Origin of the sequence: Rhodococcus sp. Leaf247 (assembly GCF_001426185.1) — a bacterium.
Classification (GTDB): domain Bacteria; phylum Actinomycetota; class Actinomycetes; order Mycobacteriales; family Mycobacteriaceae; genus Rhodococcoides.
The window spans coordinates 678,193-701,380 of record NZ_LMRP01000001.1 but is presented as its reverse complement, the minus strand read 5'-3'; the positions used below and the strand labels follow the sequence as shown (position 1 = coordinate 701,380).

The window sequence follows — 23,188 nt, the reverse complement described above, 5'->3', positions numbered from 1 at the left end:
CGGCGGACCCGGCCGCGCCCGGTGCGTCGTACCATCACCCGTATGTCGGAGATTCTGTGGACCGCGTCCGAGCTGTCGGCTGCGCTGGAGTTGTCTCGTCCACCGGTGCTTCTCGACGTCAGATGGGCGCTGGGGGATACCGAGGGCCATAGGAAATACGTGGATGGGCACATCCCTGGAGCCGTCTACGTCGACCTACCCACCGAACTCGCCGGCCACGGCGAAGCCACGGACGGTCGGCATCCCCTTCCGGACATCGCCGATCTGCAGGCCCACGCACGGCGGTGGGGAATCGACGACGAGTCGACGGTCGTGGTGTACGACGCCACCGGCAACCTCGCGGCAGCGCGCGCCTGGTGGCTGCTGCGGTGGGCAGGCCTGTCCACCGTGCGCCTGCTCGACGGTGGGTTGGGCGCGTGGACCGCGGCGGGTGGGGAGACTCGTTCCGGCGAGGAAACGGCATCGCACGCTGGAACGGTGACGCTGTCGCCTGGGCACCTGCCGACGGTGTCGTCGGACGAGGTGGCGTCGTTCGTAGGCACGGTTCTCGATGCGCGCGCGGGGGAGCGGTACCGCGGTGAGGTGGAACCTATCGATCTGCGAGCCGGCCACATTCCGGGCGCCATCAGTGCGCCGACGTCGGACAACCTGACTCCCGACGGTGTTTTCGCAGATCCGTCCGCCTTACGAAACCGATTCCAGGCGTTAGGCATTCGACCGGGTGACCAGGTGGCGGTCTACTGCGGGTCCGGAGTGACCGCTGCCCACCAGATTGCAGCTCTCGCGGTGGCCGGCGTCGATGCGACCCTCTATCCCGGATCGTGGTCGGCATGGTCGTCGGATCCCGATCGGCCCGTGGAGACCAGCTGATCGCATCGCCCGATAGGGTATTCCGCGACAGGCCCCCATAGCCCAATTGGCAGAGGCAGAGGACTTAAAATCCTTGTGTTGTCGGTTCGAGTCCGACTGGGGGCACCGCTACATCCGGGCCCGCTCCGTCCAGCCATGATGCGCGATCGATGCGGAGATCGTCGCGCGCTCGCGGGTATCTCCCATCCCGATGAAATGCGTGATCGCCATGGGCGCGAGCAACTCTGCGACGGTGTCGGTGAGGTCGTCGTACTGTCCCGCGGCCTCGAGTGAGATGAAACCGTGCACCATGCTCCACAACTGCGCCGCGATCTGCGTGCCGGTGTACCCCTCGGTGCGACCGGTGTCGACCAAGCGCCCGCACGAGCGAACCAACACTGCATAGGCCTCTGTGAAGTGACGTCGTGCTGCACCGCCTTCCTTCGGTGGTGCAGCACGGATCCCTCCGCGGGTCGACAGCCCGAACATCAAGTCATACAGATGAGGGTTTGCCAGTGCCATGTCTCGCGCGGACAGGGCCATGGCGAACAGTTGTGCGCCGGGGTCGGCATGGACGTTCTCCGCCTCGAGCATCGCAGCTTTCAGGGTGTCGTAGCCCCGAGCGACCACCTCGTCGAGTAGCCCCCGCATGTCGCCGAAGTGGTGGTAGACCGAAATCGTCGTCGACCCGGCCTGCTCGCTGACCCGCCGAACCTTCAATTCGCCGGGTCCGTCCGTTGCGAGCACTGCAACGGCTGCAGCGATCAGTCGTTCACGAACCGGAACGTCATCCGGCGGTCGAGGCGTGGACATACCCACCATGCTCTCACCTCGGCCATGCACTCGAGTTCGACTGCTGCCACCTTCCGCAAACGCTGACCGCTGTGAACTGGTATAAACCTGTTATGCAGATTCTTCAGTCGTCGACGTCTCGCCGATCCAAGCCCGCGGTTCTGCTCACGCTGTGCTTCGCCGTGTTCGTCGTCAACGTCTCGACGACGATCGTCAACATCACGCTGCCCACCCTGGTCGGCGCGCTGGGTGCGTCCACGAGAGATCTGCTCTGGATCGTCGACGCGTTCAACCTGGCGTTCGCAGCACTGGTTCTCGCTGCAGGTTCGCTGAGCGACCGGTTCGGGCGCCGGCCGTTCCTGCTCGGCGGCCTGCTCCTGTTTCTCGTGGCATCGCTGGGCGGCGCGTGGAGCGGGAACGCCGATCAACTCATCCTGTGGCGGGCGTTGGCCGGTATCGCGGCGGCGGTGGTCTATCCGGTGACCCTGTCGATCTTGACGAACGTATTCACCGAACGGTCGGAACGCGTCACCGCGATCGCATTGTGGGGCGCGGCGACAGGAATCTCCGTCGCTGTCGGTCCCGTCATCGGTGGCGCGCTCATCGAGCATTTCTGGTGGGGATCCACACTCGTGTTCAACGCGGCGGCGGCGGCGCTCACCGTACTTCTCGCGATTCGTCTGGTGCCGAATTCGAGTGACCCGTCCACGCCACCACTGGATAAATCCGGGTTGGCGTTGTCCATTCTGGCGTTGGGTTCACTCGTTCACGCCATCATCGAGGCGCCCGACCGCGGATGGTCGTCCGGAGCAACCTTTGCCGGATTCGCTGTGGCAGCACTACTTCTGACGGCCTTCGTCATCCGCGAAGCTCGGGCCGAGCACCCGATGCTCGATGTGCGGCTGTTCACCAATATGCGCTTCACTGCGGCCAGTGGCGCAGTCACCAGTGCCTTCTTCGCGATGTTCGGCTTCATCTTCCTGGTGACGCAGTACTTCCAATCCGTGAGAGGTTACGGAGCCTTCGAGACCGGCGTCCGGATGCTTCCGGTCGCGAGTTCGATCGCCCTCTTCTCCCTGATCGGACCTCGACTCGCGGTCGCTGTCGGCACGAAACTCGTTGTGGCGAGCGGACTCGGTTCCCTCACTCTTGCTTTCGCATGGACATCGACAGTGGGTACGGACACCGGGTACCTCCAGATCGCCGGGCAGATGATCCTGCTCGGCGCCGGCCTCGGATTGATCAGTGCCCCGGCGACCGAAGCGATCATGGGCGTCGTGCCGAACGACAAGGCGGGCATGGGGTCGGCTGTCAACGATGCGACCCGTGAACTGGGCGGCACCCTCGGCGTCGCGGTCATCGGGTCGGTCGCGCTGTCGGTCTACCGAGACGGCTTGGATTCCGAATTGCCGACCGCGGTTCTCGAGCCTGCCCGCGAATCTGTAGGCGCCGCTCTCGCTGCGGCACAGCAGGTGTCGGTGACGCTCGGGGACACGGGAGCCACCCTGGGTGATCAGCTGTCCACCCTCGCCCGCGCAGGGTTCGTCGACGGCTTCTCCACGGGCAGCATCGTGGCGGGTTCGGTCACGGCTTTGGCCGCGGTTCTCACGCTCGTCTTCCTGCCGTCCCACCCGGAGAAGGGCCAGGAGTCGCGCAAGTAAAGGCGCGTGATCAGTCCCGAGCTTCTCCGCCGTCGGTCGAGTGGACCGGGGCCCCGGCAGAGGACACGAACCGGTCGACGTGAGTCCAGAACTGCGCAGTTGCTTCAGGGTCGAATTCGCCGGGCATCTCCACATCCGTGAAAAGGTGACCGCTACCGGGGTACTGGAAGTACTCGGCCGGCGCACCGGCGGCATTCACCGATTCCATCACCGATTCGACCGATCCGGCAGCCTTGAACGGGTCGTCGACCGCGTAGTGGAGTTGCACCGGAACACGTTCGGGCCAGTGGTGGACGTCGATCATCTCGAGCGGAAGAGCTCCGGAGCAGAGCACAGCGCCGCTGACTCTGCGTCGCGTAGCCACGAAAGTGGCCATTCCACCTCCATTGGAAAACCCCAGGAGGGCGAAGCCGTCGGACAGGTGCGACACCCCGGTCAGTGCTCGTTGCATCAATGCAGGAAACCCGATGTCCGAGGCGAATGCTCGGGCGGAGTCATAGTCGTCGAAGGACCGGCCTTCGTATTGGTCGACGACCGTCACGTCGTGACCGGCATCCCGTAGGTGGTCGGCGGCGTCCCGAATACCTCGTCGCACTCCGAGAACGGAGTGGAAAACAGCAATAGCGACCATGAGATCCCCCGGTCTTTGCGATCGACGTGTCGACCGTACTCGCGAGTGATGCCGACGGCGAGCACCCGCCTGTCAGGTGATCAGGGCGCAACCAAGCAGAGCGGGCCGACAGGAGTGGCGGGGTTCACGGTCACGGTGGCGACGGGTCCACCTGCGGAGGTCTCGTACGCCATGAGCGAATGTTCGCCGGGCGTCGTCGGGGTCCACAGTGACACCTTGTAGCCGGCGATCACCGGTGACGACCAGTAGTGGTCGAACTGCCATGCGAATTCCTCGATGGGCATGATCGAATCGGAATCGAGCGGTGCGATATCCACACGCGGTCCGGACGCATCTGCGGTACGAGCGACGGCGATGTACGTGCAGCCGACGCCGTAGGGCGTCCTCTGCCCGACGCTGAGCCCGGGAAGGATATCGAGGTCGACGACCTCCGCAGAGGCCGCTCCGGACGACAGGACAAGCCCTCCCGTGCAGACAGCGGCAACGAGGCACGAGCGGGCGATCAAGGACAGAGTCATACCACCTGGTCGGTGTAGAGGGGCCGTCCGTTACATCGCCGGCCTTGTGCACGTGCACACCCGCCCCGGCGACGTGATGTCCCGACATCCATCGTTCGGTCGACGCTCGTCACCCAGGATGGGGGGATCGACCTGACCGGGTCGGACGGGGCGCACGGGAGGGCTGTCGAGACGTGATCATGACGATCCGCTGGCTTCTGCGTATGCGGGGCTTCGGCCGGACCGCTCGGATCGGAGACCCTCTCGAGACACGCTTCCGCGTCCAGCTCGTCGATCTGGACATCCTGATGCACATGACCAACGGGCGGTACCTGTCGATTCTCGACGCCGCCCGCATCGCGTACTACGCGAAGACCGGTCTGTGGCGGCAGTTCCGAGCCCGCGGGTGGTCTCCGGTCGTCACCGCCCAGACCATCACGTACGGCCGGTCGTTGACCTTCCCCAAGGCCTTTCGCGTGCGGACACGGTTGCTCGGCACCGATGCGAAGAATCTGTATTTCCAGCAGATCTTCCACATCGGCGACGTCGACTACGCCACCGCACTGGTGTCCGTCCGCATCATCGACAAGGCAGGCAGGTCCGTGGCGCCCGACCAGGTCCGCGAGCTCGACGGCGTCTTCGTTCTGCCGGAGCACCTTCCGGCGGAGGTCGTCGAGTGGTCGACACTGTCCAGAACGTCCTACTCAGCGGAAGAGCACCAGTCATGACGACACCTCGATCGAGCCCCGACCATCACGTGCTGGCCGTCATCGGTTCCGGCTTCGCGGGTATCGGGGCCGCCATACGCCTCGAGTCCCTGCACAAGGGAAGCGTCGTGTTGTTCGAACGCGCTGCGACGTTGGGCGGTGTGTGGCGCGACAACGACTATCCGGGCGCAGCCTGCGATGTACAGAGTCTGCTGTACTCCTTCTCGTTCGCGCCGAGCCATCGCTGGCGTCACACCTACGCCCGGCAGTCGGAAATCAGGGCGTATCTCGACGACGTCGCCCGCACGCACGGGCTGCTGCCGCGATTGCGGACGAACTGCCCGGTGACGTCCGTGACGCGGGATGCGTCCACGGGGCGGTGGACGCTCGAGACGGCGCGGGGAACGTCGACGGTGGACCACGTCGTCATCGCGACCGGGTCGCTCGCCGACCCGTCGCTACCCTCCATCGAGGGTATCGACGACTTCGACGGTCCGGTGTTCCACTCGTCGCAGTGGGACCACGACGTGGACTTGACGGGAAAGCGCGTCGCGGTGGTGGGTACCGGTGCGTCCGCGATCCAATTCGTTCCGAAGATCCAACCGTTGGTGCAGTCCCTCACGGTCTTCCAGCGGACCGCTCCCTGGGTGATGCCGCGGGACGATCAGCCCATCTCGGCGAAGAAACGTCGGCTCCTGAAGTCGGTGCCGGGATTCCAGCGAGCTGCGCGCGCGCTGATCTATGCCGAGCGTGAGATCAAGTTGCTGGCGTTCCGGAATCCGGCTTTGATGCGTATCGGAGAGAAAGAAGGGCGCGCGCATCTGCGCCATGCGGTGAGCGATCCTGTCCTGCGCGAGAAGCTGACACCGTCGTACCGGATGGGCTGCAAGCGGATTCTCCTGTCCGACGAGTACTACCCGGCGCTGGCGCAGCCGAACGTCTCGGTCGAGACGGTCGGTGTCTCGACCGTGACGCGCACCGGGGTCGTGGACGCGAACGGAACCACTCACGAGGTCGACGCGATCATCTTCGGCACGGGCTTCGACACCAGCCGACTTCCGTTGACGGACAGCATCGTCGACGAGAACGGGCGCACGATGGCGGACAGTTGGGGAGAGAGCCCCCGTGCCTATCTGGGTACGACCGTCGCGGGCTTCCCGAATCTGTACCTGATGCACGGTCCCAACATCGCTCTCGGACACACCTCGGTCATCATGATGTTCGAGTCGCAACTGCAGTACATCGAACGCGCTATGAGGCACGCGATCGAGGCGCGCGGGTCCATCGAGCCGACGGAGCGGGCGCAGGCCGAGTATTCCGAGCGGATCGACGAACTGACCGAGGGGACGGTCTGGACGAGCGGCGGATGTTCGAGCTGGTATCTCGATCCCGCCGGGCGCAACAGCAACCTGTGGCCCGGCAGCATCCTCGGATATCGCAGCCGCGCAGTGCGATTCGACCCCGCCCGCCACAATGTTCGGCCGACGGCAGTGTCGCGATGACCGACCCGATCGTCCTTCTCCACGGTCTCGGTGGGTCGCACGCGATCTGGGATCGCGTGCGACCTCTGCTCCCGGGCACGGTGTCAGCGCCGGATCTTGCGGGCACGGAGTCGATCGAGGTCGATGCGCTGGACGTCGCGCGCCGGATTCGAGCAGCCGACCTCGGCCCCGTGATACTGGTGGGTCATTCGCGAGGGGGACTGGTGGCGACGTCGGTCGCCGAACAGTTTCCGACGCTCGTGGGCCGCCTCGTGCTGGTGGCCACTCCGCCCACGGTGGCGTCCCGACTCACGGCACGGGGCTTCTCCGAAACGGTGTTGGGGATTCCGTTGCTCGGCGCAGCCGTGTGGAGTGCGCTGCCGGACACGGCGTTGGAGCGTGGCCTCGCTACGGCATTCCTGCCGGGCGGTGCCGTTCCGGACTTTGCTGTGCAGGATCTCCGTGACACCGGGCTGCAACGTTTTCGCGCATCGTCCGCGGCGGTCGACACCTACCTGGACGGGATGCCACTGGGTCCACGGCTGGCGACGCTCGGATGTCCCGTGTCCGTCGTCTATGGACTCGACGATCGGCGCGTGGATTCGAGCGCCATGGCCGACAGTGCCTCCGGCCCCGGGGTGTCCGCCTATCCTCTTCCGCGGGAGGGGCACGGAGCTCCGTGGAGTTCGGCCGGCGCCGTGGCGGCGGTGATCACGGACTCTGCGCAGCCACGTGATGCCGAGCGGCCCACGTCGGCTCCGGCTCCCCGCCTTCGGCCCGTTCGGTGGACCCCACCGAGAGCGACCGATCGAGCACGGCAGGCCTCGAGCGCGCAGCCGATGTCGCCGATCAGGCGTCTCGAACTCCCGGGCAGAGGACCGGAAGACGTGCGGCTGGACTCGCAGGGGCGTGTGCTGACAGGACTCGAAGACGGGCGGATTCTGCGCGTGACCTTCGACAGCACCACTCACACGGTCGAGACACTTGCCGACACGGGAGGTCGTCCACTCGGCATCACGGTGCTGGACGACGACACGCTCCTGGTGTGCGATGCGGAACGGGGTGTGCTTCGCGTCGATCTCGCGAGCGGGGGAGTGGAGGTGCTGGTGGATCAGCTCGACGGCGAGCCGATCACGTTCGCCTCCAACATCGTTCGTGGTCGATCGGGCACCCTCTACTTCACCGTGTCCACCCGACGGTTCGGGTTCCACGACTTCCTCGCGGATCTCCTCGAGCACTCGGGTACCGGACGAGTCGCCGTGCTCCCACCGGACGGGCCGGCCCGCACCCTGGTGGACGGACTCCAGTTCCCGAACGGACTGACCGTGTCGGACGCGGAGGACGCGGTGACGGTGGCGTCGTCCGGTGACTTCCGCATCACGCGCTACCCGGTCGTCGACGGTCGAGCGGGCGCGCCGACCGTCCTGGAGGACAACCTGCCGGCGTTCCCGGACAACGTCTCCGCCGACGGCGACCTCGTCTGGGTGGCGATGGCGACCCCACGCAGTGCGCTCCACGATCGGGTCGCGCAGCTTCCGGGGCTCTTTCGTCGGATCGCGTACCGACTTCCCGAGTCGGTTCGCGAAGGCGAATCGACGACCTGGGTGATCGCGGTGGACGAGCACGGCACCGTCGTCCACGACCTCCAGTCGTCGGAACCCGGGTACAAGATGGTGACCGGCGTCGTCCGTCGTGGACCGCATCTGGTTCTCGGCAGCATCACCGAGTCGGCGCTCGCTGTCGTCGGCGCGCCGACGGCGGTCGAGTCATGAGCCACGATCTCACCGGCATGGTCCTGGTCGTCACCGGAGCGGCGGGCGGGATCGGATCCGCCACGGCCCGAGCATGTTCGGAGCGTGGCGCGACCGTCGTACTGCTCGATGTGGACGAGGACGGACTGTCTCGCACCGCGCAGTCACTGGCGGGCGACTGCGACACCCATGTTCTCGATGTTCGGGATGCCGACGCTTGCCGGCGGGTCATCGACACGGTCGTCGCCGACCGGGGTCGCATCGACATCGTCTGGGCCAACGCCGGGGTGTCCGAGTACGGGCCCGTCGACCTTCTCCCGGAGGGTGCGTGGAAACGCGTCGTCGACATCAACCTGATCGGCGCGCACAACGTCGTGAGGGCTGCACTGCCCGCGGTCATGGCGTCACGTGGGTATGTGGCGTTCACCTGCTCGTGGGCGTCGTTCGCGCATCAGCCCGGACATACGGCGTACGCAGCGGCCAAAGCAGGATTGGAAGCATTCGCCGATTCACTTCGGCTGGAACTGAGCGGAACCGGGGTGCGGGTGGGGTCACTCCACCCCGGGTGGATCGACACCGCCATGGTCACCGGAAAGATGGAGCGGCCCGCCTTCGCTGCGTTACTCGCTGCGTTACCGGGGCCCTTCGGTGCGGTCACACCGCTGGACGACATCGTGCCGCACATCGTTCGGTCTCTCGAACGGCGCTCGGCGCGCATGGTGTACCCGCGAGTTGGTCGGGTACTGCTGGTCCTGCGCGCCGCGCTGCCCACCCGCGTGTTCACGGCGCGTAGTCGAGCTGCCGCACCCGAGATCCGGCGCCTCGCGACGGAGGATATGACACGCTCGTGACGACGAGAGGCGACCACGATGGGTGACGACAGGGCGATGACACGGCAGCGCGAGATCGCCGCGCGCATCACCTCCCTGGTCGCCGATGCCGACGACCAACTCGATGCCGTGGCATCCGAGCTGACCACGTTGTATCGCAGGGACATTCCCGTGTACGACTCTGTCACGCACGCCGAGGTGCAGCGCAACACTCGCGCGATCCTCGACATCGTGCTCCGACGTCTGCGCAGCGATGCCCCCGAGGTGGACTCCCACGACGTCACCGATCTGGTCCGGTTGTGGGCCGGTCAGACGATTCCGCTCGAACTCGTGGCCCACAGCATCCAGCTCGGGGCGCGCGAGCTGTTCAAGATGGTTCGCCGGAACGCGGCCGAGCAGGGTCTGTCGACGGACGCCGTGGACGACATCCAGGACATGATGTGGGAATGGGCCACGTCCTACTCGGCGGCGGTGAACACGGTGGTTCAGGAGCGTGCGGTCGCGGGTGCGACGCGGCGCGCAGATCTTCTCCGGCAGCTGATCGAGGGTTCGTACGTGCCGGCGGTACTGCAGGCCCACGCCTCGGAGCACGGTATCGACATCGGGCACCATTACCGCGTCGCATGCCTGGCGTGGAACGACTCGTCGACAGTGTCGGACGTCCGAGCCATGCTTCGTATCCGCTGCGGCGGTGGCGGTCTCGTGGTCGTCGACGCGGTCATCGACGGTTTCCTGGTGGCACTGCTTCCCCGGGTTCCCGACGGGATGGACGCGGCAGTGTCGGTCGGTGTCGGCGACGCGCTTCCGGTATCGGGCGCTCGGGCGTCGTTCCGGCAAGCGCACCTCGCCCTGGATCTCGCCACCAGGTTCGGCCGGGCGGGAGTTCTCGATCTCGCGGCGCTCGGACCCCTCCCGTTGCTCGCGCTGGGGGAGGAGTCGGCCGACAGGCTCGCCTCCGCGCATCTCACCCCGCTGCTGGAACGCGGCCCGTCCGGACGCGACATCATCGACACCGTGGCGGCGTACCTCGAGCACGATCGACGTGTCGACGACACCGCGGCCGCGCTGTTCGTCCACCGCAACACCGTCCGCAATCGCGTCGCACGGTTCGGAGATCTCACCGGTCTGGACATCGACAGGACGGCAGACCTGGTCCTGGCCTGGTGGCTACTGACGAGGGAGCGCACCGCCGGCTCGACTGTCGAGGATCCCGCGTTCTAGAGCGGGGACCGTCTTCCGCATCCGCGGGCGCAGGATCGCATCCCAGAGCCGGCCGGTGAACACGCCGCGAACAGTGTCGACTCCGCGGAGCGCGCCGGGTACGTACACCTTTCGGCGACGGCGGACGATGGCATCGACGAACGCGTCGACGCAGTCGCTCAGCTCGGTCACCACGCCGAAAGGCCACGGCAGTTCCTCGATACCGTCGCGCACGGCGGCGATCCTGTGCTGGGAGTCGAACATCGGTGTCCGGACGAACGCAGGGTGGGCGACTCCGACTCCGACGCCTTTGTGCGCTACTTCGAGGCGCAACCCTCCGCCGAAAGCTTCGACTCCGGTCTTCGCCGCGGCGTAGGCAGCCTGTCCGGGAACGGTTTTGAGTGCCGCGGCCGACGAGACCAAGAGATAGAAACCTCGCTGTGCCGTGATCGCCGGCAGCGTCGCGTGCACGGTCCGGATGACACCGATCAGGTTGATCTCGACGATACGTGCCAAGTTCTCGACGTCGCTGATGGCGACGGTGCCGGCCTCCGCGATGCCGGCGTTGGCCAGCACGATATCGAGGCATCCGTACTCCGACAGTACCTCGGCCACAACAGCTTCGAGGGATGCGCTGTCGGTGACATCGGCGCTGAATGCACGGTGCCGACCGTGGTGTGACGTCGGGAGGCTCGCCAGGACATCGGCGGGAATGTCACTCCGATCCACCAGGACGACATGGGCGCCCATCGATGCCAGCCGACGTCCCGTCTCGAGCCCGATGCCCGATGCGCCTCCCGTGATGAGTACGACCTTGCCGGATACCGACTTCATGCGTCGACTGCCCTTCTTCCGCGAGTGATGATGTCGTCGATCATCTCCGGTGGTGGCCGCGGCAAGTAGGTACCGCGGTCCACCGTTGTCGCGGCGCTGCTGTGCGTGTGCACACGACGCCGCGCCGGGTCCACCGGTCGCTTCTGTCATCGGCGTAGTCTCGAGACCGCCGACGACGTCTGGAGGGCAGCGTGTACATCGACGACCACTGCAGTTCCGTCGGGATTCGATCGTGACGTCGGAGCCGTCCTTGTTCGAGGTGGACGACGCGTCGCGCCCGCTGGCGGACCGGCTCCGGCCTAGGACGTTGCAGGACGTGATCGGGCAGGATCATCTGCTGGCCCCGGATGCACCGATCGGGCGGATGGTCGAGACGAAGCGACTCGTGTCGATGGTGTTGTGGGGGCCGCCAGGGTGCGGAAAGACCACGATCGCGCGGCTTCTCGCGGAGCAGACCGATCTGGCCTTCGAACCTCTGTCCGCCACCTTCTCGGGCGTCGCAGATCTTCGAAAGGTGTTCAAGTCGGCCCAGATCCGGCGGGAGACCGGTCACGGCACGATGCTGTTCGTCGACGAGATCCACCGCTTCAATCGCGCTCAGCAGGATTCCTTTCTGCCGTACGTCGAGGACGGAACGATCGTCCTCGTCGGTGCCACGACGGAGAATCCCAGTTTCGAGCTGAACGGGGCTCTGCTCTCGCGCAGTCAGGTCTTCGTGCTGAGGCGGCTCGACGATGCCGCTCTGAGCACGCTCGTCACCCGCGCCGAGGGTCTTCTGGGCCATCCGCTGCCGCTGACCGACGAGGCCCGCGGTGCACTGATCGCGATGGCGGACGGCGACGGCCGGTATCTGCTCAACATGATCGAGCAGGTGCACGCCCTGTCCGGGCCGCTGGATCAGGCCGGACTCGCACGGGCGGTCCAGAAGCGTGCACCGCTGTACGACAAGTCGCAGGAGGGCCATTACAACCTGATTTCCGCGCTGCACAAATCGATGCGGGGGTCCGATCCGGACGCATCGCTGTACTGGTTGGCGCGGATGCTCGACGGGGGTGAGGATCCGCTGTTCGTCGCCCGCCGGATCACTCGCTTCGCGGTGGAGGACATCGGTCTGGCGGATCCGAACGCCGTGCATCAAGCACTCGCCGCGTGGGACGTGTACGAACGCTTGGGTTCTCCCGAGGGCGAACTCGCGATCGCTCAGGCCGTCGTCTATCTCGCGACCGCGCCCAAATCGATCGGCGTCTATCGCGCCTTCGGTAAGGCACGTGCCGCGGCGAAGCGAACTGGATCGCTGATGCCGCCTCAGCACATTCTCAATGCACCCACGTCGCTGATGAAGGACCTCGGCTACGGCGAGGGGTATCGGTACGATCCCGATACCGACACGGGATTCTCCGGCGCGAACTACTTCCCCGACGGCATGGACCGGCCGGTCTTCTACGAGCCCACCACGAACGGGTACGAGCACGCCGTCACGGAGCGGTTGCGGTCGTGGGAAAATATGCGCGCGAACGGCTCTCGCGATATCTGATACGAGTAACGCGCGATCTCACACCCCGGTGAACATCTCGATCAGCCCGTACGGCGCACGCTCACCGAGGCACAGATCCACGATGTCGTGCGCATCCGCGTAGAAGGAATCGGTGCGCGTGAACAGTTCGGCCTCGTACGCAGCGATCGCGGCATCGGGGTCGTCGGGGTGCGCGAGAATGAACCGTCCGAGCTCGGCGCCGTCGAACATGGCGAGGTTGGCTCCGTCTCCGGACGGGGGCATGAGGTGCGCCGCGTCGCCGAGCAACGTCACGCCCGGCGTCGGCCTCCATCGGTGACCGTCGGGAAGCGCGAAGATCTTGCGGGTCACGGGTGTGGTGTCACTGCCGGTGATCAGGTCCGTCAGATGTGGTGCCCAGCCGTCGAATTCCTGCGCGATGCGTGCCGACGTACTCGGTGCGTCCGAGAAGTCCAGAGTATCGATCCACTCGGCGGGCCTGGTGAGTTCGACGTAGGCATGCAGAACGTTGCCTACCTCGCGGTGCGCCACGATGCCCCGGCCGGGTGTCAGCGCGTACATCGCGCCGAGGCCGACACTGTCCGCGGTGGCCGGAAAGCGTACGTCGACGTCGTGCAGATACGTTTCGACGAACGTCGTCCCCGTGTAGTGGGGCGTCGACTGCGACACCAGTGGGCGAATTCTCGACCATGCACCGTCGGCTCCCACGAGCAGTTCGCTGACAGTCGTCGACCCGTCCGCGAAGGTCAGGCGGTGCCCGCCGCCGCTCAGAGGCTTCACGCCGGCGACCTTGTGTCCCCACCTGACCGTGTTCTGCGGCAGTGCGTCAAGAAGAATCCGGCGTAGATCGCCGCGAAGAACCTCCGGCCGAGTCTGATCCCCGTCGTCCGGCTGGTCCAGCAGGACGGTTCCGTGTGGATCGAGAATCCGTAGTGCCTGTGCCCCTTCGTGAACGATCGACCGGAACTCGCGTGTGAGACCGGCGGCCTCGAGTGCCTTCTGGCCGTTCTCCTCATGGATGTCCACCTGGCCGCCCTGCGTTCGAGTATCGGCGGACATGTCCGATTCGAAGACCCTGACCGCGGCGCCGTGCCGATGGAGTACTCGTGCCAGCGTCAGGCCGCCGAGGCCTGCGCCGACGATGTCGACAGTGATCGCCATGCGAGATCCTTCCGTGTTTGGAACAGTGTTCCATGAGTGTGGAACGTTGTTCCAAATGTGTCAAGATGGACGACATGGCAACCGGACAGCGCCGCACCGACGCATTGTCGACAGAGCGCGTCGTCGACGCGGCGATCGACATCCTCGACACGGAGGGGGAGAAGGCGTTGACGTTCCGTGCTCTCGCGGCACGGTTGTCCACCGGAGCCGGTGCGATCTACTGGCACGTCGCCGACAAGAACGCGCTACTGGACGCGGCCACGCATCTCGTCGTATCCCGTGTGATGCGTTCGTCCGTCGACGATGACGACGGCCCGACGGAAAGCCTCCGGACACTGGCGCTCGGAATCTTCGACGCACTCGACGATCACCCGTGGGTCGGCGCACACCTCCTCCGTGACCCCCGGCAAGCGGCGCTGGCTCAGTTGTTCGATGCCATCGGCGGCCGGGTCGCGACACTGGGCGTCGACGAACGCGATCTCTTCGACGCCGCGACAGCGTTGGTGAACTACATCCTGGGCGTCGGCGGCCAGAACGCTGCCAACGCCAGGAACGTCCGGGACGGCATCAGCAGGGAGGCGTTCCTGGACGAGGTGGCGACGCGGTGGGAAAGCCTGGACCCGCAGGCGTACCCATTCCTGCACCGCGTGTCGCCGCAGCTACGGGACCACGACGATCGTGCTCAGTTCTCGACCGGCGTCGACCTGATCCTGTCCGGCATCACCCGTGGCGCGAACAAGGCCTGAGTCTCGTCCGGCACACGGCTAGAATCGGTGCATGCCGAACGCCGAGAGCTGCGCAGATGCGTAGGGGATCCGGTGAACTGGAGAAGTCCGTGCTGGAACTTCTCGGCCGGCACAAGGAACTGTCGGTGTCCGACGTGCGGCGCCTTCTCGAAACGGACCTCGCCCACACGACGGTGATGACCGCGCTGGTGCGGCTGCACGGGAAAGGGCTCGTCGCCCGCGAACGGCGTGGTCGTTCGTTCGTCTATGCGCTGAGTGCCCCGTACGAGGACCTGCCTGCCCTGCGTGCTGCCATGCGTATGCGGTCCGAGCTCGACGCGGGACAGGCGCGTGCCGACGTGCTCGCCAACTTCGTCGCCGCGCTCGATCCGGACGACGAGGTCACGTTGCGGCACTTGCTGTCCCGCCAGGACGAACGCGACGTGAACGGGTCGTGATCGCGTTCGTGGGTGTCGCCACTGCGCCCTGGGTGTTCTCGATTCTGTTGCGACTGTTCGGTGATCGTCTCGACCGGCACCTCTCGCCGGGGTGGGCGGTGGTGGGAGTGTCCGCGTTGTCCGCGCTGTCCGCAGCCGCAGTGGTCGCGTCGTCGATCGCAGTGTCGGCAGTGCTCCTGTCGGCGTCGTCGTGGCCGCCGCGTGTGGCCGGAGCCGTCCTGGCGATCTGGCTCGTGTGGCGAGTCGCGGTGTCGGCGATGCATCTTCGACGAGTCGCGGCAACAGCGCGTCGGTCGGCTCCGTTCGGACGCACTGCCCGCGCGACGGACGGGGTGGTGGTCGTCGAATCGTCCGACCCGGACGCCTTCGCGGTGCCGTCCGGTGGCGGCGCGATCGTCATGACGACTGCATTGATGTCGGCGCTCTCTGACGCGGAGATCGGTGCTGTCCTCGATCACGAGCGTGCGCATCTCCGCTACCGGCACGCCTTCTGGACTCAGGCGGCGGAGGTCTCGGCTCTGCTCGACCCCTTCGCGCGCCCCGTGGTGGCGCGCGTGCGGCACGCCGCGGAACGGCACGCCGACGAGTGTGCCGCCGATGCCGCTGATCGCACCACCGTGATGACGGCGTTGGCGCGGGCGGCGCTGCTCAGGGCAGATGTCGCCCGGGATCGGGCGTCCTACACGGTATCCGGGACGGGAGGGGACGTCGTCGCGCGTGCCCGAGCGTTGAGCGGCCCGCCGCCGGTGGCGTCGCGGGGGACCGTCGTGGTCGCCTGCGCTGTGGTGGCCGCGGCCCTGATATCGCTCGTCGTGGTGCTGGCGGACGTCACGCAGGACGTCATCGTGCCCGAGGCCGGCGAATCGGCGACCACGATCCTCGAGTAGGGCTGCGCCGACGGCCTACTCGGAATCGGCGCCTTCGGAGGGTGTGTCGGACACGTCGCTCCAGGACGCGCGTGCTCCCGATTCGCCGATGCGATACACCTGGAGGATGGTCGCAGCACCGACGACGACCGCGAGGATCACCACGACGACCGACAGCCGGCGCGGCACTGCGGTGCCGCGCCTTTCGCGCAGGTGCACGGCGACGAGCGCCGCTGCCACGACGACCAGAGCGATCGAGAAGTACAGCATCCAGTCGCCGAGTTCCGTGTGCTCGTGCACGGCCTCCGACCGAGGAACCCGCTTCTCGAGCCACTCTCCGGCGTCGGTCGTCAGCGGGGTCAGAATCAGCGTGATCACCGCCAGTGCGGCGATCAGCCAGACGAGTCGGTTGCGGACGGGGCGTGAGATGGCTGCGGCGATCGCGAGCAGTGCGGTCAGCGGAGCCAGCACGACGATGAAGTGCACGAGAAGAATGTGAGCGGGTAGGCCGTTGATCGTCGACACGAGTGAACTCCTGGAGGGTCGTTCGGTGCCGAGGCGCACCCAATTTGATACTACAGAACGTGTAGTAGTTCGGGCGCGGTTCGCGCCGGGTCCGGAAGTCTCCAGGGGGCGTCGGAATCGCTGCCGATCGTGTCGAGGATGCGCCGGAACATGTGAGTGAACTCTTGAACGGTCGATCCCTCGTACAGCGCCGTCGGGTACACGAATCCGACCTCCCAGTGATCTCCGGACGGGTCCCGATGCTCCGTGACGTGAAGGTGCAGATCGCATTTGGCCATGTCGAGGGGGCGCGGTGTCACGGTGATCCGTGTCCGATCGCCGTCCGTCCCGGTATGCACGTCGAGGACTACGGGTTCGAGCACGTCGAAGGACAACGCGACCTGGAACAGCGGATGTCGCTGGTGGTGTGGTCCCGGATCGACCACATCTGCGATGTCTGCCAGCGGTACCGCCGTGTGATCGAACGCGCGCGTCTCACTCGCCCGAGCGCAGTCGAGTGCCTCCGCCACGGTCGTGGCACCGGACAGATCCGTGCGTATGGCGACGGTGGTGCTGAAGGTACCGACGATCTCTTCGAGGATCGGATCGTCGCGGCCGATGACAGGCGTACCGACGACGACGTCCTCCGAACCCGTCAGCTGCGCCACCAGAATCATCAGCGCCGTCCGAACCACGGTGAACCTACCCACGCCGTGGCGGTTCGCGACGGCATCGACGTCGCGGACGCCATCGGCATCGAGGTGGAGAGTGCGGCGCCCCGCGTGGAAGGACCAGGTCGCGGGCCGGGGACGGTCCGGCGGGGGTGTCGATGTGAAGTTCGCTCCGTGGAGCTCGGAGCGCCAGAACTCGACATCGTCGGTCACCGAGCGCGACTCCGCCCAGACGCTGTAGTCCGAGTACTGCACGGGACGCGGCGGCGACCACGACGGAGCGTGGCCGCTCGAGCGGGCGCGGTAGGCGACAGCGAAGTCGCGTCCCAGGATCCCGAGCGCCCACCCGTCTGCGGCGGCGTGGTGCACGACGCACGCGATGACATGGTGGTCACTCGCGTCGACGAAGACGCGGACTCGAACGGGCAGTTCCCGCCGGATGTCGATGGGCTCGGAGAGGAACGCCGCGACAGCACGGTCGGAGAACGGCTGCGGCGCAAGCACGGTCGGGGACGAGGTGTCGTCGACCAGCTGATGCGGACCGACAGGTGAGTCCGGGAACCGCGTTCGCAGAGTGCGGTGGCGAGCCGCCAGATCGTCGAATGCGGCGGAGGCGGCATCGAGGTCGAACGGACCGGTGATATCGAGGGTGAACGGAAGATTCGAGAGCGGCAGGGTGGCGTCGAAATCGATATCGCGTTGCTGTGGCGCGAGGGGAACGGCTGACACGCCGTCGGACAGTCCCGGCGTTGCGCGAGAGAACCGTTCGCTGTGAGCATCTCGGGAGTCGAGGACGAGGGCCAGAGCACGCACGGTGGGCGATGCGACGAGGTCACGGACTCCGACGTCGATGCCGGCCGCGACGCGAAGCCGCGACACCACGCGGGTCGCGGCGAGCGAGTCCCCGCCGAGATCGAAGAACGACGACTCGGCGCCGATACCGTCGACGGCCAGGACCTCCAGGAATGTCTGTGCGATCAGTTCTTCCGTCGCACCTCGGGGAGGTGCCGCGTGCGGGTCGGCGTCACGAGCGATCGGCTCCGGCAGTGCGCGTCGATCGACCTTTCGGTTGACCGTGAGTGGAATCGCGTCGAGAGTCCTGATCGACGACGGAACCATGTGCGGGGGGAGCGATGCCGCGGCGAACCGACGGATATCGTCTGCGTCGGGCGTCGTTCCGGTCATCGGCACGATGTAACCGTCGATCCGTGAACTGCCACCGGGGGTTCGTCGAAGGGACACGGCTGCCGCCGCGACGTCCGGGTGCCGACGCAGGGTGCTGTCGATCTCGCCGAGTTCTACCCGGTTGCCGCGTATCTGTACCTGATCGTCGTCCCTGCCGTGGAACTCGAGGGTTCCGTCGGCGCGGCACCGTGCGCGGTCGCCGCTGCGGAACAGGCGAGAACCGTTGGGGGAGAACGGATCGGCGACGAAGCGAGTCGACGTGGTTCCGTGCTTCCCGAGGTAACCCCGAGCGAGACCGGCAGTGTCGATGTAGATTTCGCCGACCGCACCGGGCACCACCGGCCTCAACCGGCCGTCGAGCAGGTGAATGCGGACACCGGTCATCGCGGTGCCGATGCCCGTGCGTGTGTCGGCCTCGATGGTGTCGGTCATCGTGACGCTGCACGTGGTCTCGGTCGGGCCGTAGGCCTCGAGGAGTCGTCGTCCGAGGGACCAGGACGCCAGGAGGTCCGACGACGATTCCTCACCACCGACGATGACGGTTCCGACAGCGGGGATCTGCCGAGGGTCGATCGTCGAGAGTACGGACGGAGTGGCGAGGAGATGACTGACATCCTGGTCGACGAGGAATTCCGCCAGCTCCGACCCACCGATGACCTCCGGCGGACAGATGGCCAGTGAGGCTCCGGTGGCAGCCGCGGCAACAAGTTCGACGATTGCAGTGTCGAAGCCGAGCGCTGCCGACATCGAGATACGTGATGCGGGGCCCAGTCCGTAGTGCGATCGGATGTGCTGCACCAGCGGCCCGATACCGCTGTTCGTGACCACGACTCCCTTCGGCGACCCGGTCGAGCCCGAGGTGTAGACGATGTAGGCGGCCGAGAGAGGATCGCGTCGAGACGAGTCGTCGCGTCGTTCGACCGGAGACTTCGGTCGAACGTCGTCCAGTGCGATCCACGTCGTCCGTGACGTCGGGAGCCTCAGCGGTCCCGGTTCACCGAGTCCCGTTCTCGCCGAACAGTCGTCGAGGATGAAGCGTGCCCGTTCATCGGGCAGAGCTGGGTCGACGGGCACGTGCACGGCGCCGACCCGGGCGATCGCCCAGAACGCGACGACGGCCGACACGGATCGTGGAACACGCACTGCGACGGCATCGTCGGGTCCGACACCGTGATCGAGCAGGATGTTCGCGAGCCGGTCGACTCGCATCGCCACCTGTCGATAGGTGAGGGTGACGCCGCCGGAGGTGAGCGCCGGAGAATCACCGTGGGTGTCCACCGCGTCGCGGAAGACCTCGGCCAGAGTCGACGAGGTGTCGGCTGGGGAACCGACCGACGCGGGGGTCGGCGGGAATTCCTCGGGGAGTGAGAGATCGATCGATGCGACGTCGGTCTCGGGATTCGAGAACGCGTCGAGAACGTGCAGGTACCTCCGTCGTAGAACCTCGAGGTCGGCTGCGGAATGTGTTGCCGGGTTCCCTTCGAACTCGACACGCGCACCGTCGCCCGACCACTGGGGATAGATATTGACCGCGATGTCGGACACGGGCCCGGTCTGCAGTATCTCCAGGCGCCCGTGCAAGTTTCCGATCGGAATGCTCTCGGCGAACATCATGATGTTGACGGTCGGGCCGAAGTAGTCCGAGTTCGACAGTCGAGATCCGCTCGCCGCGCGCGCAGTCGCTGCGCTTCGAGCCCGTCGCAGCACGGACTTCAGTGCCACCTCCGTCGACGAGACGGCACCTCCGACTGTGGAGTCGCCGATGCCGTCGAGGTCGAGAGGCACGACGGCCGACATCGTCGAACCCGCCCGTTTGCTCGTGGCCGTGGCGCGTGCCGATACAGGGAGCGACAGCCGAACGTCCTGCACGCCGCACATGCGGCTGAGCAACACGGCGACTGCTGCGATCATCGTCGCGGTTCCGGAACCGCCCAGGCTGCCGTGGGCGTTGCTCCGGTCGGCGGTCGACTCGTGCGTCCGTGCGGACACCGGCTGCGGTCGACGTGCCGCACCCCACCGAACGGTAGGTCGATCGGAACGGTCGGCCCAGAATTCGGTATCGCGGCGCAAACGGGGCGACGCCGAGTACGTGATGTCGTCGTCCACCAGAGTCTGCGGGGTGGGAACGTCCACGGGCGGTGCGGGCCGCCCGTCGGCGAGTGCCCGGTACAGGGCGGCGGTCCGCTCGAGGACGAGCATCGAGGTGTGACCGTCCTGGACGATGTGATGCGCCCTGGTGAACCACAGAACCCGGTCGTCGGCCAGGCGGAAGATCCGCGACAGGACCAGCGGCCCGTCGAGCGGAACCGCGCGACCGCAGAGTTCCTGCATCGACCTGTGGGCGATCGAGAAGGAATCGTCGGCAGGACGGAGATCGACGACGTCGATGTCGTGCGCGGTGGCGTCGACGAATCGTTGGCAGGGCCGACCGTCCTGGTCCGCGATGCGCAGGGTCGATGTCCGATACTCCGCGTGCGCTGTCGAACCGCTGGTGACCAACGCGTCGACGTCGATGTCGCCGGTGATGTCGACGCAGTACGCGATCGTGAACGGCAGATCCGGTGCGAGTTGCTGGGCGTACCAGACGGCAATCTGGGCGGACGTCAGCGGGAGCGACCCGTCGATCACGACTCTCCTCTCACGTTCGACTACTACAGATCAAGTAGTACCACGGTGTCGATCGACCCGTCCTTCTCGACGGGAACGGGCAGGTGGAACCCTGATGGGTGGCGCACGCCCGTGTGTCCGCCGTCGAACCCCGAGGGGAACCCATGGCCTCGTCCGACCCTCTCGCTCCCGACCTGGTGGTCGACCGGGTGGCAGCCATCGCCGACTGCAGCGTGACCTCGGACGCCGACGCCATGGTCAAGTACGCCACCGACTGGACGGGTCGCTGGACAGGCGCACCGCGGGCCGTCGTCCGCCCCCGGACTTTCGACGCTGCTGTGGCGGCGATGTCGGTGTGTCGCGCACTCGGGGTCGCAGTCGTCCCGCAGGGCGGAAATACCGGTCTCGTCGCCGGCGCAGTGCCCCCCGAGGGATCGGTCGTCATCTCGACCGAGTATCTCGTCGACGCCGGCGACGTGCAGGACGACGGAACGGTCACCGTGGGCGCCGGGACGACTCTTGCAGCACTCGAAGCCATCGCCAACCGGTCGGATCTGACGTGCGGTCTGACGCTGGCTTCCGGCGAATCGGCCACCGTCGGCGGCGCGGCAGCCACCAACGCCGGAGGAATGCGCGTCCTGCGGCACGGCACCGCGCGAGCGCGGATCGCAGGACTGCGGGCGGTGACAGCGGAAGGGACGGTCGTCGATCGTCGACGCACACTCCCCAAGGACAACACAGGGTTCGACCTCGTCGACCTGCTCGTCGGATCCGAGGGAACGCTGGCGCTCATCACCGACGTCACCTGGCGCCTCGCTCCGCGAGTGACCGATCGCATCGTCCTGGTCTTCGCATTTCCCGACGTGGCCGCCGCGGTGTCGGCGCTTCCCGTTCTCCGCCGGCTCCCCGGGCTGCAGGCGTTGGAATGGGCTGCGGGAGCAGAGGTGCAGCGCGCGGCCGACCACACGGGACAGGCAGCGCCGCTCCCGGTGGACGGCTTCTGGGTCTTCGCCGAACTGGGTGACGCGGGACGTCGAGCGGCAGACGACGAGATCGACCTGCTCGGTGCGGCGACCGGCATGCTCGACACGGTGATCGGAACGTCGATCGCCGAGGACCGGATCGCCGTGGCGAGCACACCGGCCGAGTGCCGACACCTGTGGTCGTTCCGTGAACGCATCACCGAGTCGATCAACAGCGTCGGCGTCCCGATCAAGCTCGACGTCGGCGTCCCGCTCGACGTGTTCGCCGACTCGTTCCACGCCATCGAGGACACCGTCCGACACGCCTCGGACGAGGTGACGGTCGCGATGTTCGGGCATCTCGCTGAGGGCAACTTCCACGTCAACCTCGTGGCGACACGCGGCGGGAGCATTCCACCGTCGCTGGGGGAGCAGCTCGAGGATCTGGTGCTCGAACTCGTCCTCCGAGCCGGTGGCACCGTCAGTGCCGAACACGGGATCGGCCGGGCCAAGGCGCGGTGGCTTCCGCGGCAACACGGCAGCGATCAGGTCGATCTGATGAGAAGTATCAAAGCCGCGTGGGATCCGACGGGACTGCTCAACCCAGGTGTCCTGTTCGGTGGATCGCCGACCCGCTGAGCTGCTCACGGGACCGAGACGGACACCGTCATGGTTGCGGCGGAACGCCTTTCGCCACAGGAAGGGACCAGCCGAAGCGCAGCGACGCGAAACGCAGCCCCATCGCCAGCACCGTCGCGACGGTCAGGCCGACGTTCTCCGAACCGCCGACGGCATCGATCACGACGACCGCAACGGTGCCCACCAAGGCCGGCACGGCGTAGAGCTCCCCCCGGAAGATCAAGGGGACGTCGTTGACGAGGATGTCTCGGAGTACACCTCCGGCCACTGCGGTCGTGGTGCCGAGCATGCACGCGGCGACGACCCCGCCGCCGTGGGTGAGCGTGACGGCGGCGCCGGTGGAGGCGAACAGTCCCAGCCCCACCGCGTCGAGAAGCACGACCGCGCGCCAGAGGCGGCCGACGGCGACATGCGCCACGAACACCACGACGGCGGTCGTCAGCGCGACCGCGATGATGGGCCACTCGGTCATCGACGTCGGGGGATGAACGCCGATCAACCCGTCGCGGATGAGGCCGCCTCCGATGCCTGTCGTGACGCCGACGACGCAGACTCCGAGGAGGTCGAGGCCTTTGCGGACACCGACGAGGGCGCCCGAGGCGACGAAGGCGATGATCCCGAGATATTCGAGAACGTCGGCGAACACGGTGTGAGGTCCTTTCAG

General features: G+C 66.7%; 20 protein-coding genes and 1 tRNA gene. 13 read left to right on the top strand and 8 right to left on the bottom strand.

Features of this window, described 5'->3' with window-relative positions; translation table 11 throughout:
• Positions 1–42 precede the first annotated feature (42 nt).
• Both ASG64_RS03245 and ASG64_RS03240 read left to right on the top strand, forming a co-directional pair.
• Positions 43–870 (top strand): sulfurtransferase, encoded by an 828-nt coding sequence (locus tag ASG64_RS03245; protein ID WP_082518022.1) that lies wholly within the window; start codon positions 43–45, stop codon positions 868–870.
• 31 nt (positions 871–901) lie between these two features.
• Positions 902–975 (top strand) — tRNA-Leu (locus ASG64_RS03240).
• 3 nt (positions 976–978) lie between these two features.
• Here the strand turns inward: ASG64_RS03240 and ASG64_RS03235 are convergent.
• Positions 979–1,662 (bottom strand): TetR-like C-terminal domain-containing protein, encoded by a 684-nt coding sequence (locus tag ASG64_RS03235; RefSeq protein ID WP_162245357.1) that lies wholly within the window; start codon positions 1,660–1,662, stop codon positions 979–981.
• A 92-nt stretch (positions 1,663–1,754) separates the two neighbouring features.
• Between ASG64_RS03235 and ASG64_RS03230 the strand changes: the two genes are divergently transcribed.
• Positions 1,755–3,302 carry an MFS transporter gene (locus ASG64_RS03230; protein ID WP_056070006.1) on the top strand — a complete coding sequence of 516 codons (1,548 nt, stop codon included), beginning with the start codon at positions 1,755–1,757 and terminating at the stop codon, positions 3,300–3,302.
• 10 nt (positions 3,303–3,312) lie between these two features.
• Here ASG64_RS03230 and ASG64_RS03225 read toward each other — a convergent pair whose 3' ends face one another.
• Positions 3,313–3,933, bottom strand: coding sequence for a dienelactone hydrolase family protein (locus tag ASG64_RS03225; RefSeq protein ID WP_056070003.1), 621 nt, complete (start codon positions 3,931–3,933; stop codon positions 3,313–3,315).
• Between the two features lie 80 nt (positions 3,934–4,013).
• Positions 4,014–4,451 (bottom strand): hypothetical protein, encoded by a 438-nt coding sequence (locus ASG64_RS03220; protein ID WP_200933414.1) that lies wholly within the window; start codon positions 4,449–4,451, stop codon positions 4,014–4,016.
• 179 nt (positions 4,452–4,630) lie between these two features.
• Here ASG64_RS03220 and ASG64_RS03215 point away from each other — a divergent pair, with 179 nt between their 5' ends.
• The 5 genes from ASG64_RS03215 to ASG64_RS03195 are packed head-to-tail and all read left to right on the top strand — an operon-like array spanning position 4,631 to position 10,420.
• Positions 4,631–5,158: a thioesterase family protein gene (locus tag ASG64_RS03215; protein ID WP_156388243.1), complete on the top strand. Its 528-nt coding sequence runs from the start codon at positions 4,631–4,633 to the stop codon at positions 5,156–5,158.
• A complete protein-coding gene (locus ASG64_RS03210; protein WP_056069995.1) occupies positions 5,155–6,639 on the top strand; it encodes a flavin-containing monooxygenase in 1,485 nt (494 codons plus the stop codon). The genes ASG64_RS03215 and ASG64_RS03210 overlap by 4 nt, the downstream gene beginning before the upstream one ends.
• Complete coding sequence (locus ASG64_RS03205; protein WP_056069991.1) at positions 6,636–8,390, top strand: alpha/beta fold hydrolase; 1,755 nt, start codon at positions 6,636–6,638, stop codon at positions 8,388–8,390. Before ASG64_RS03210 ends, ASG64_RS03205 begins: the two co-directional genes overlap by 4 nt.
• Positions 8,387–9,220 carry an SDR family NAD(P)-dependent oxidoreductase gene (locus ASG64_RS03200; protein ID WP_056069987.1) on the top strand — a complete coding sequence of 278 codons (834 nt, stop codon included), beginning with the start codon at positions 8,387–8,389 and terminating at the stop codon, positions 9,218–9,220. Before ASG64_RS03205 ends, ASG64_RS03200 begins: the two co-directional genes overlap by 4 nt.
• Before the next feature lie 36 nt (positions 9,221–9,256).
• Positions 9,257–10,420 (top strand): PucR family transcriptional regulator, encoded by a 1,164-nt coding sequence (locus ASG64_RS03195; RefSeq protein ID WP_162245356.1) that lies wholly within the window; start codon positions 9,257–9,259, stop codon positions 10,418–10,420.
• Here ASG64_RS03195 and ASG64_RS03190 read toward each other — a convergent pair.
• Positions 10,367–11,383, bottom strand: coding sequence for an SDR family NAD(P)-dependent oxidoreductase (locus ASG64_RS03190; RefSeq protein WP_082518020.1), 1,017 nt, complete (start codon positions 11,381–11,383; stop codon positions 10,367–10,369). The two genes, ASG64_RS03195 and ASG64_RS03190, sit on opposite strands and share 54 nt — an antisense overlap.
• Before the next feature lie 82 nt (positions 11,384–11,465).
• Between ASG64_RS03190 and ASG64_RS03185 the strand changes: the two genes are divergently transcribed.
• Positions 11,466–12,767 carry a replication-associated recombination protein A gene (locus ASG64_RS03185; RefSeq protein ID WP_056069978.1) on the top strand — a complete coding sequence of 434 codons (1,302 nt, stop codon included), beginning with the start codon at positions 11,466–11,468 and terminating at the stop codon, positions 12,765–12,767.
• An 18-nt stretch (positions 12,768–12,785) separates the two neighbouring features.
• Here ASG64_RS03185 and ASG64_RS03180 read toward each other — a convergent pair whose 3' ends face one another.
• Positions 12,786–13,907, bottom strand: coding sequence for an FAD-dependent oxidoreductase (locus ASG64_RS03180; protein ID WP_056069975.1), 1,122 nt, complete (start codon positions 13,905–13,907; stop codon positions 12,786–12,788).
• Between the two features lie 65 nt (positions 13,908–13,972).
• On the opposite strand from ASG64_RS03180, the gene ASG64_RS03175 reads away from it, so the two are divergent.
• From ASG64_RS03175 to ASG64_RS03165, 3 genes are read left to right on the top strand one after another with little or no spacing between them, the layout of a single operon-like run.
• Entirely contained in the window at positions 13,973–14,653 is a 681-nt protein-coding gene (locus tag ASG64_RS03175; protein ID WP_056069972.1) for a TetR/AcrR family transcriptional regulator, read from the top strand.
• A gap of 56 nt (positions 14,654–14,709) precedes the next feature.
• On the top strand, positions 14,710–15,090 hold the full coding sequence (locus tag ASG64_RS03170; protein ID WP_082042846.1) for a BlaI/MecI/CopY family transcriptional regulator: 381 nt from the start codon (positions 14,710–14,712) through the stop codon (positions 15,088–15,090).
• Positions 15,087–15,977, top strand: a complete 891-nt coding sequence (locus tag ASG64_RS03165) for a M56 family metallopeptidase (protein WP_056069969.1) — start codon at positions 15,087–15,089, stop codon at positions 15,975–15,977. Before ASG64_RS03170 ends, ASG64_RS03165 begins: the two co-directional genes overlap by 4 nt.
• A 15-nt stretch (positions 15,978–15,992) precedes the next feature.
• Here ASG64_RS03165 and ASG64_RS03160 read toward each other — a convergent pair whose 3' ends face one another.
• Together ASG64_RS03160 and ASG64_RS03155 are read right to left on the bottom strand one after the other, a co-directional pair.
• The gene (locus tag ASG64_RS03160; RefSeq protein WP_056069966.1) at positions 15,993–16,481 is read right to left on the bottom strand and encodes a DUF2231 domain-containing protein; all 489 of its coding nucleotides are present in this window, start codon (positions 16,479–16,481) and stop codon (positions 15,993–15,995) included.
• Positions 16,482–16,531: 50 nt separating this feature from the next.
• Positions 16,532–20,944 (bottom strand): non-ribosomal peptide synthetase, encoded by a 4,413-nt coding sequence (locus ASG64_RS03155; protein ID WP_056069963.1) that lies wholly within the window; start codon positions 20,942–20,944, stop codon positions 16,532–16,534.
• 143 nt (positions 20,945–21,087) lie between these two features.
• Between ASG64_RS03155 and ASG64_RS03150 the strand changes: the two genes are divergently transcribed.
• On the top strand, positions 21,088–22,524 hold the full coding sequence (locus ASG64_RS03150) for an FAD-binding oxidoreductase (RefSeq protein WP_056069959.1): 1,437 nt from the start codon (positions 21,088–21,090) through the stop codon (positions 22,522–22,524).
• A gap of 28 nt (positions 22,525–22,552) precedes the next feature.
• On the opposite strand, the gene ASG64_RS03145 is transcribed toward ASG64_RS03150, so the two are convergent.
• Positions 22,553–23,170 (bottom strand): trimeric intracellular cation channel family protein, encoded by a 618-nt coding sequence (locus tag ASG64_RS03145; protein WP_042573011.1) that lies wholly within the window; start codon positions 23,168–23,170, stop codon positions 22,553–22,555.
• Positions 23,171–23,188 lie beyond the last annotated feature (18 nt).

Excerpts from the sequence above, each read along its gene's own strand:
- ASG64_RS03200 (WP_056069987.1), top strand. The coding sequence starts at position 8,387 with ATGAGCCACGATCTCACCGGCATGGTCCTGGTCGTCACCGGAGCGGCG.
- ASG64_RS03235 (WP_162245357.1), bottom strand. The coding sequence starts at position 1,662 with ATGTCCACGCCTCGACCGCCGGATGACGTTCCGGTTCGTGAACGACTG.
- ASG64_RS03210 (WP_056069995.1), top strand. The coding sequence starts at position 5,155 with ATGACGACACCTCGATCGAGCCCCGACCATCACGTGCTGGCCGTCATC.
- ASG64_RS03190 (WP_082518020.1), bottom strand. The coding sequence starts at position 11,383 with ATGACAGAAGCGACCGGTGGACCCGGCGCGGCGTCGTGTGCACACGCA.
- ASG64_RS03170 (WP_082042846.1), top strand. The coding sequence starts at position 14,710 with ATGCGTAGGGGATCCGGTGAACTGGAGAAGTCCGTGCTGGAACTTCTC.
- ASG64_RS03175 (WP_056069972.1), top strand. The coding sequence starts at position 13,973 with ATGGACGACATGGCAACCGGACAGCGCCGCACCGACGCATTGTCGACA.
- ASG64_RS03195 (WP_162245356.1), top strand. The coding sequence starts at position 9,257 with ATGACACGGCAGCGCGAGATCGCCGCGCGCATCACCTCCCTGGTCGCC.
- ASG64_RS03245 (WP_082518022.1), top strand. The coding sequence starts at position 43 with ATGTCGGAGATTCTGTGGACCGCGTCCGAGCTGTCGGCTGCGCTGGAG.
- ASG64_RS03150 (WP_056069959.1), top strand. The coding sequence starts at position 21,088 with ATGGCCTCGTCCGACCCTCTCGCTCCCGACCTGGTGGTCGACCGGGTG.
- ASG64_RS03180 (WP_056069975.1), bottom strand. The coding sequence starts at position 13,907 with ATGGCGATCACTGTCGACATCGTCGGCGCAGGCCTCGGCGGCCTGACG.
- ASG64_RS03225 (WP_056070003.1), bottom strand. The coding sequence starts at position 3,933 with ATGGTCGCTATTGCTGTTTTCCACTCCGTTCTCGGAGTGCGACGAGGT.
- ASG64_RS03205 (WP_056069991.1), top strand. The coding sequence starts at position 6,636 with ATGACCGACCCGATCGTCCTTCTCCACGGTCTCGGTGGGTCGCACGCG.
- ASG64_RS03215 (WP_156388243.1), top strand. The coding sequence starts at position 4,631 with ATGACGATCCGCTGGCTTCTGCGTATGCGGGGCTTCGGCCGGACCGCT.
- ASG64_RS03230 (WP_056070006.1), top strand. The coding sequence starts at position 1,755 with ATGCAGATTCTTCAGTCGTCGACGTCTCGCCGATCCAAGCCCGCGGTT.
- ASG64_RS03220 (WP_200933414.1), bottom strand. The coding sequence starts at position 4,451 with ATGACTCTGTCCTTGATCGCCCGCTCGTGCCTCGTTGCCGCTGTCTGC.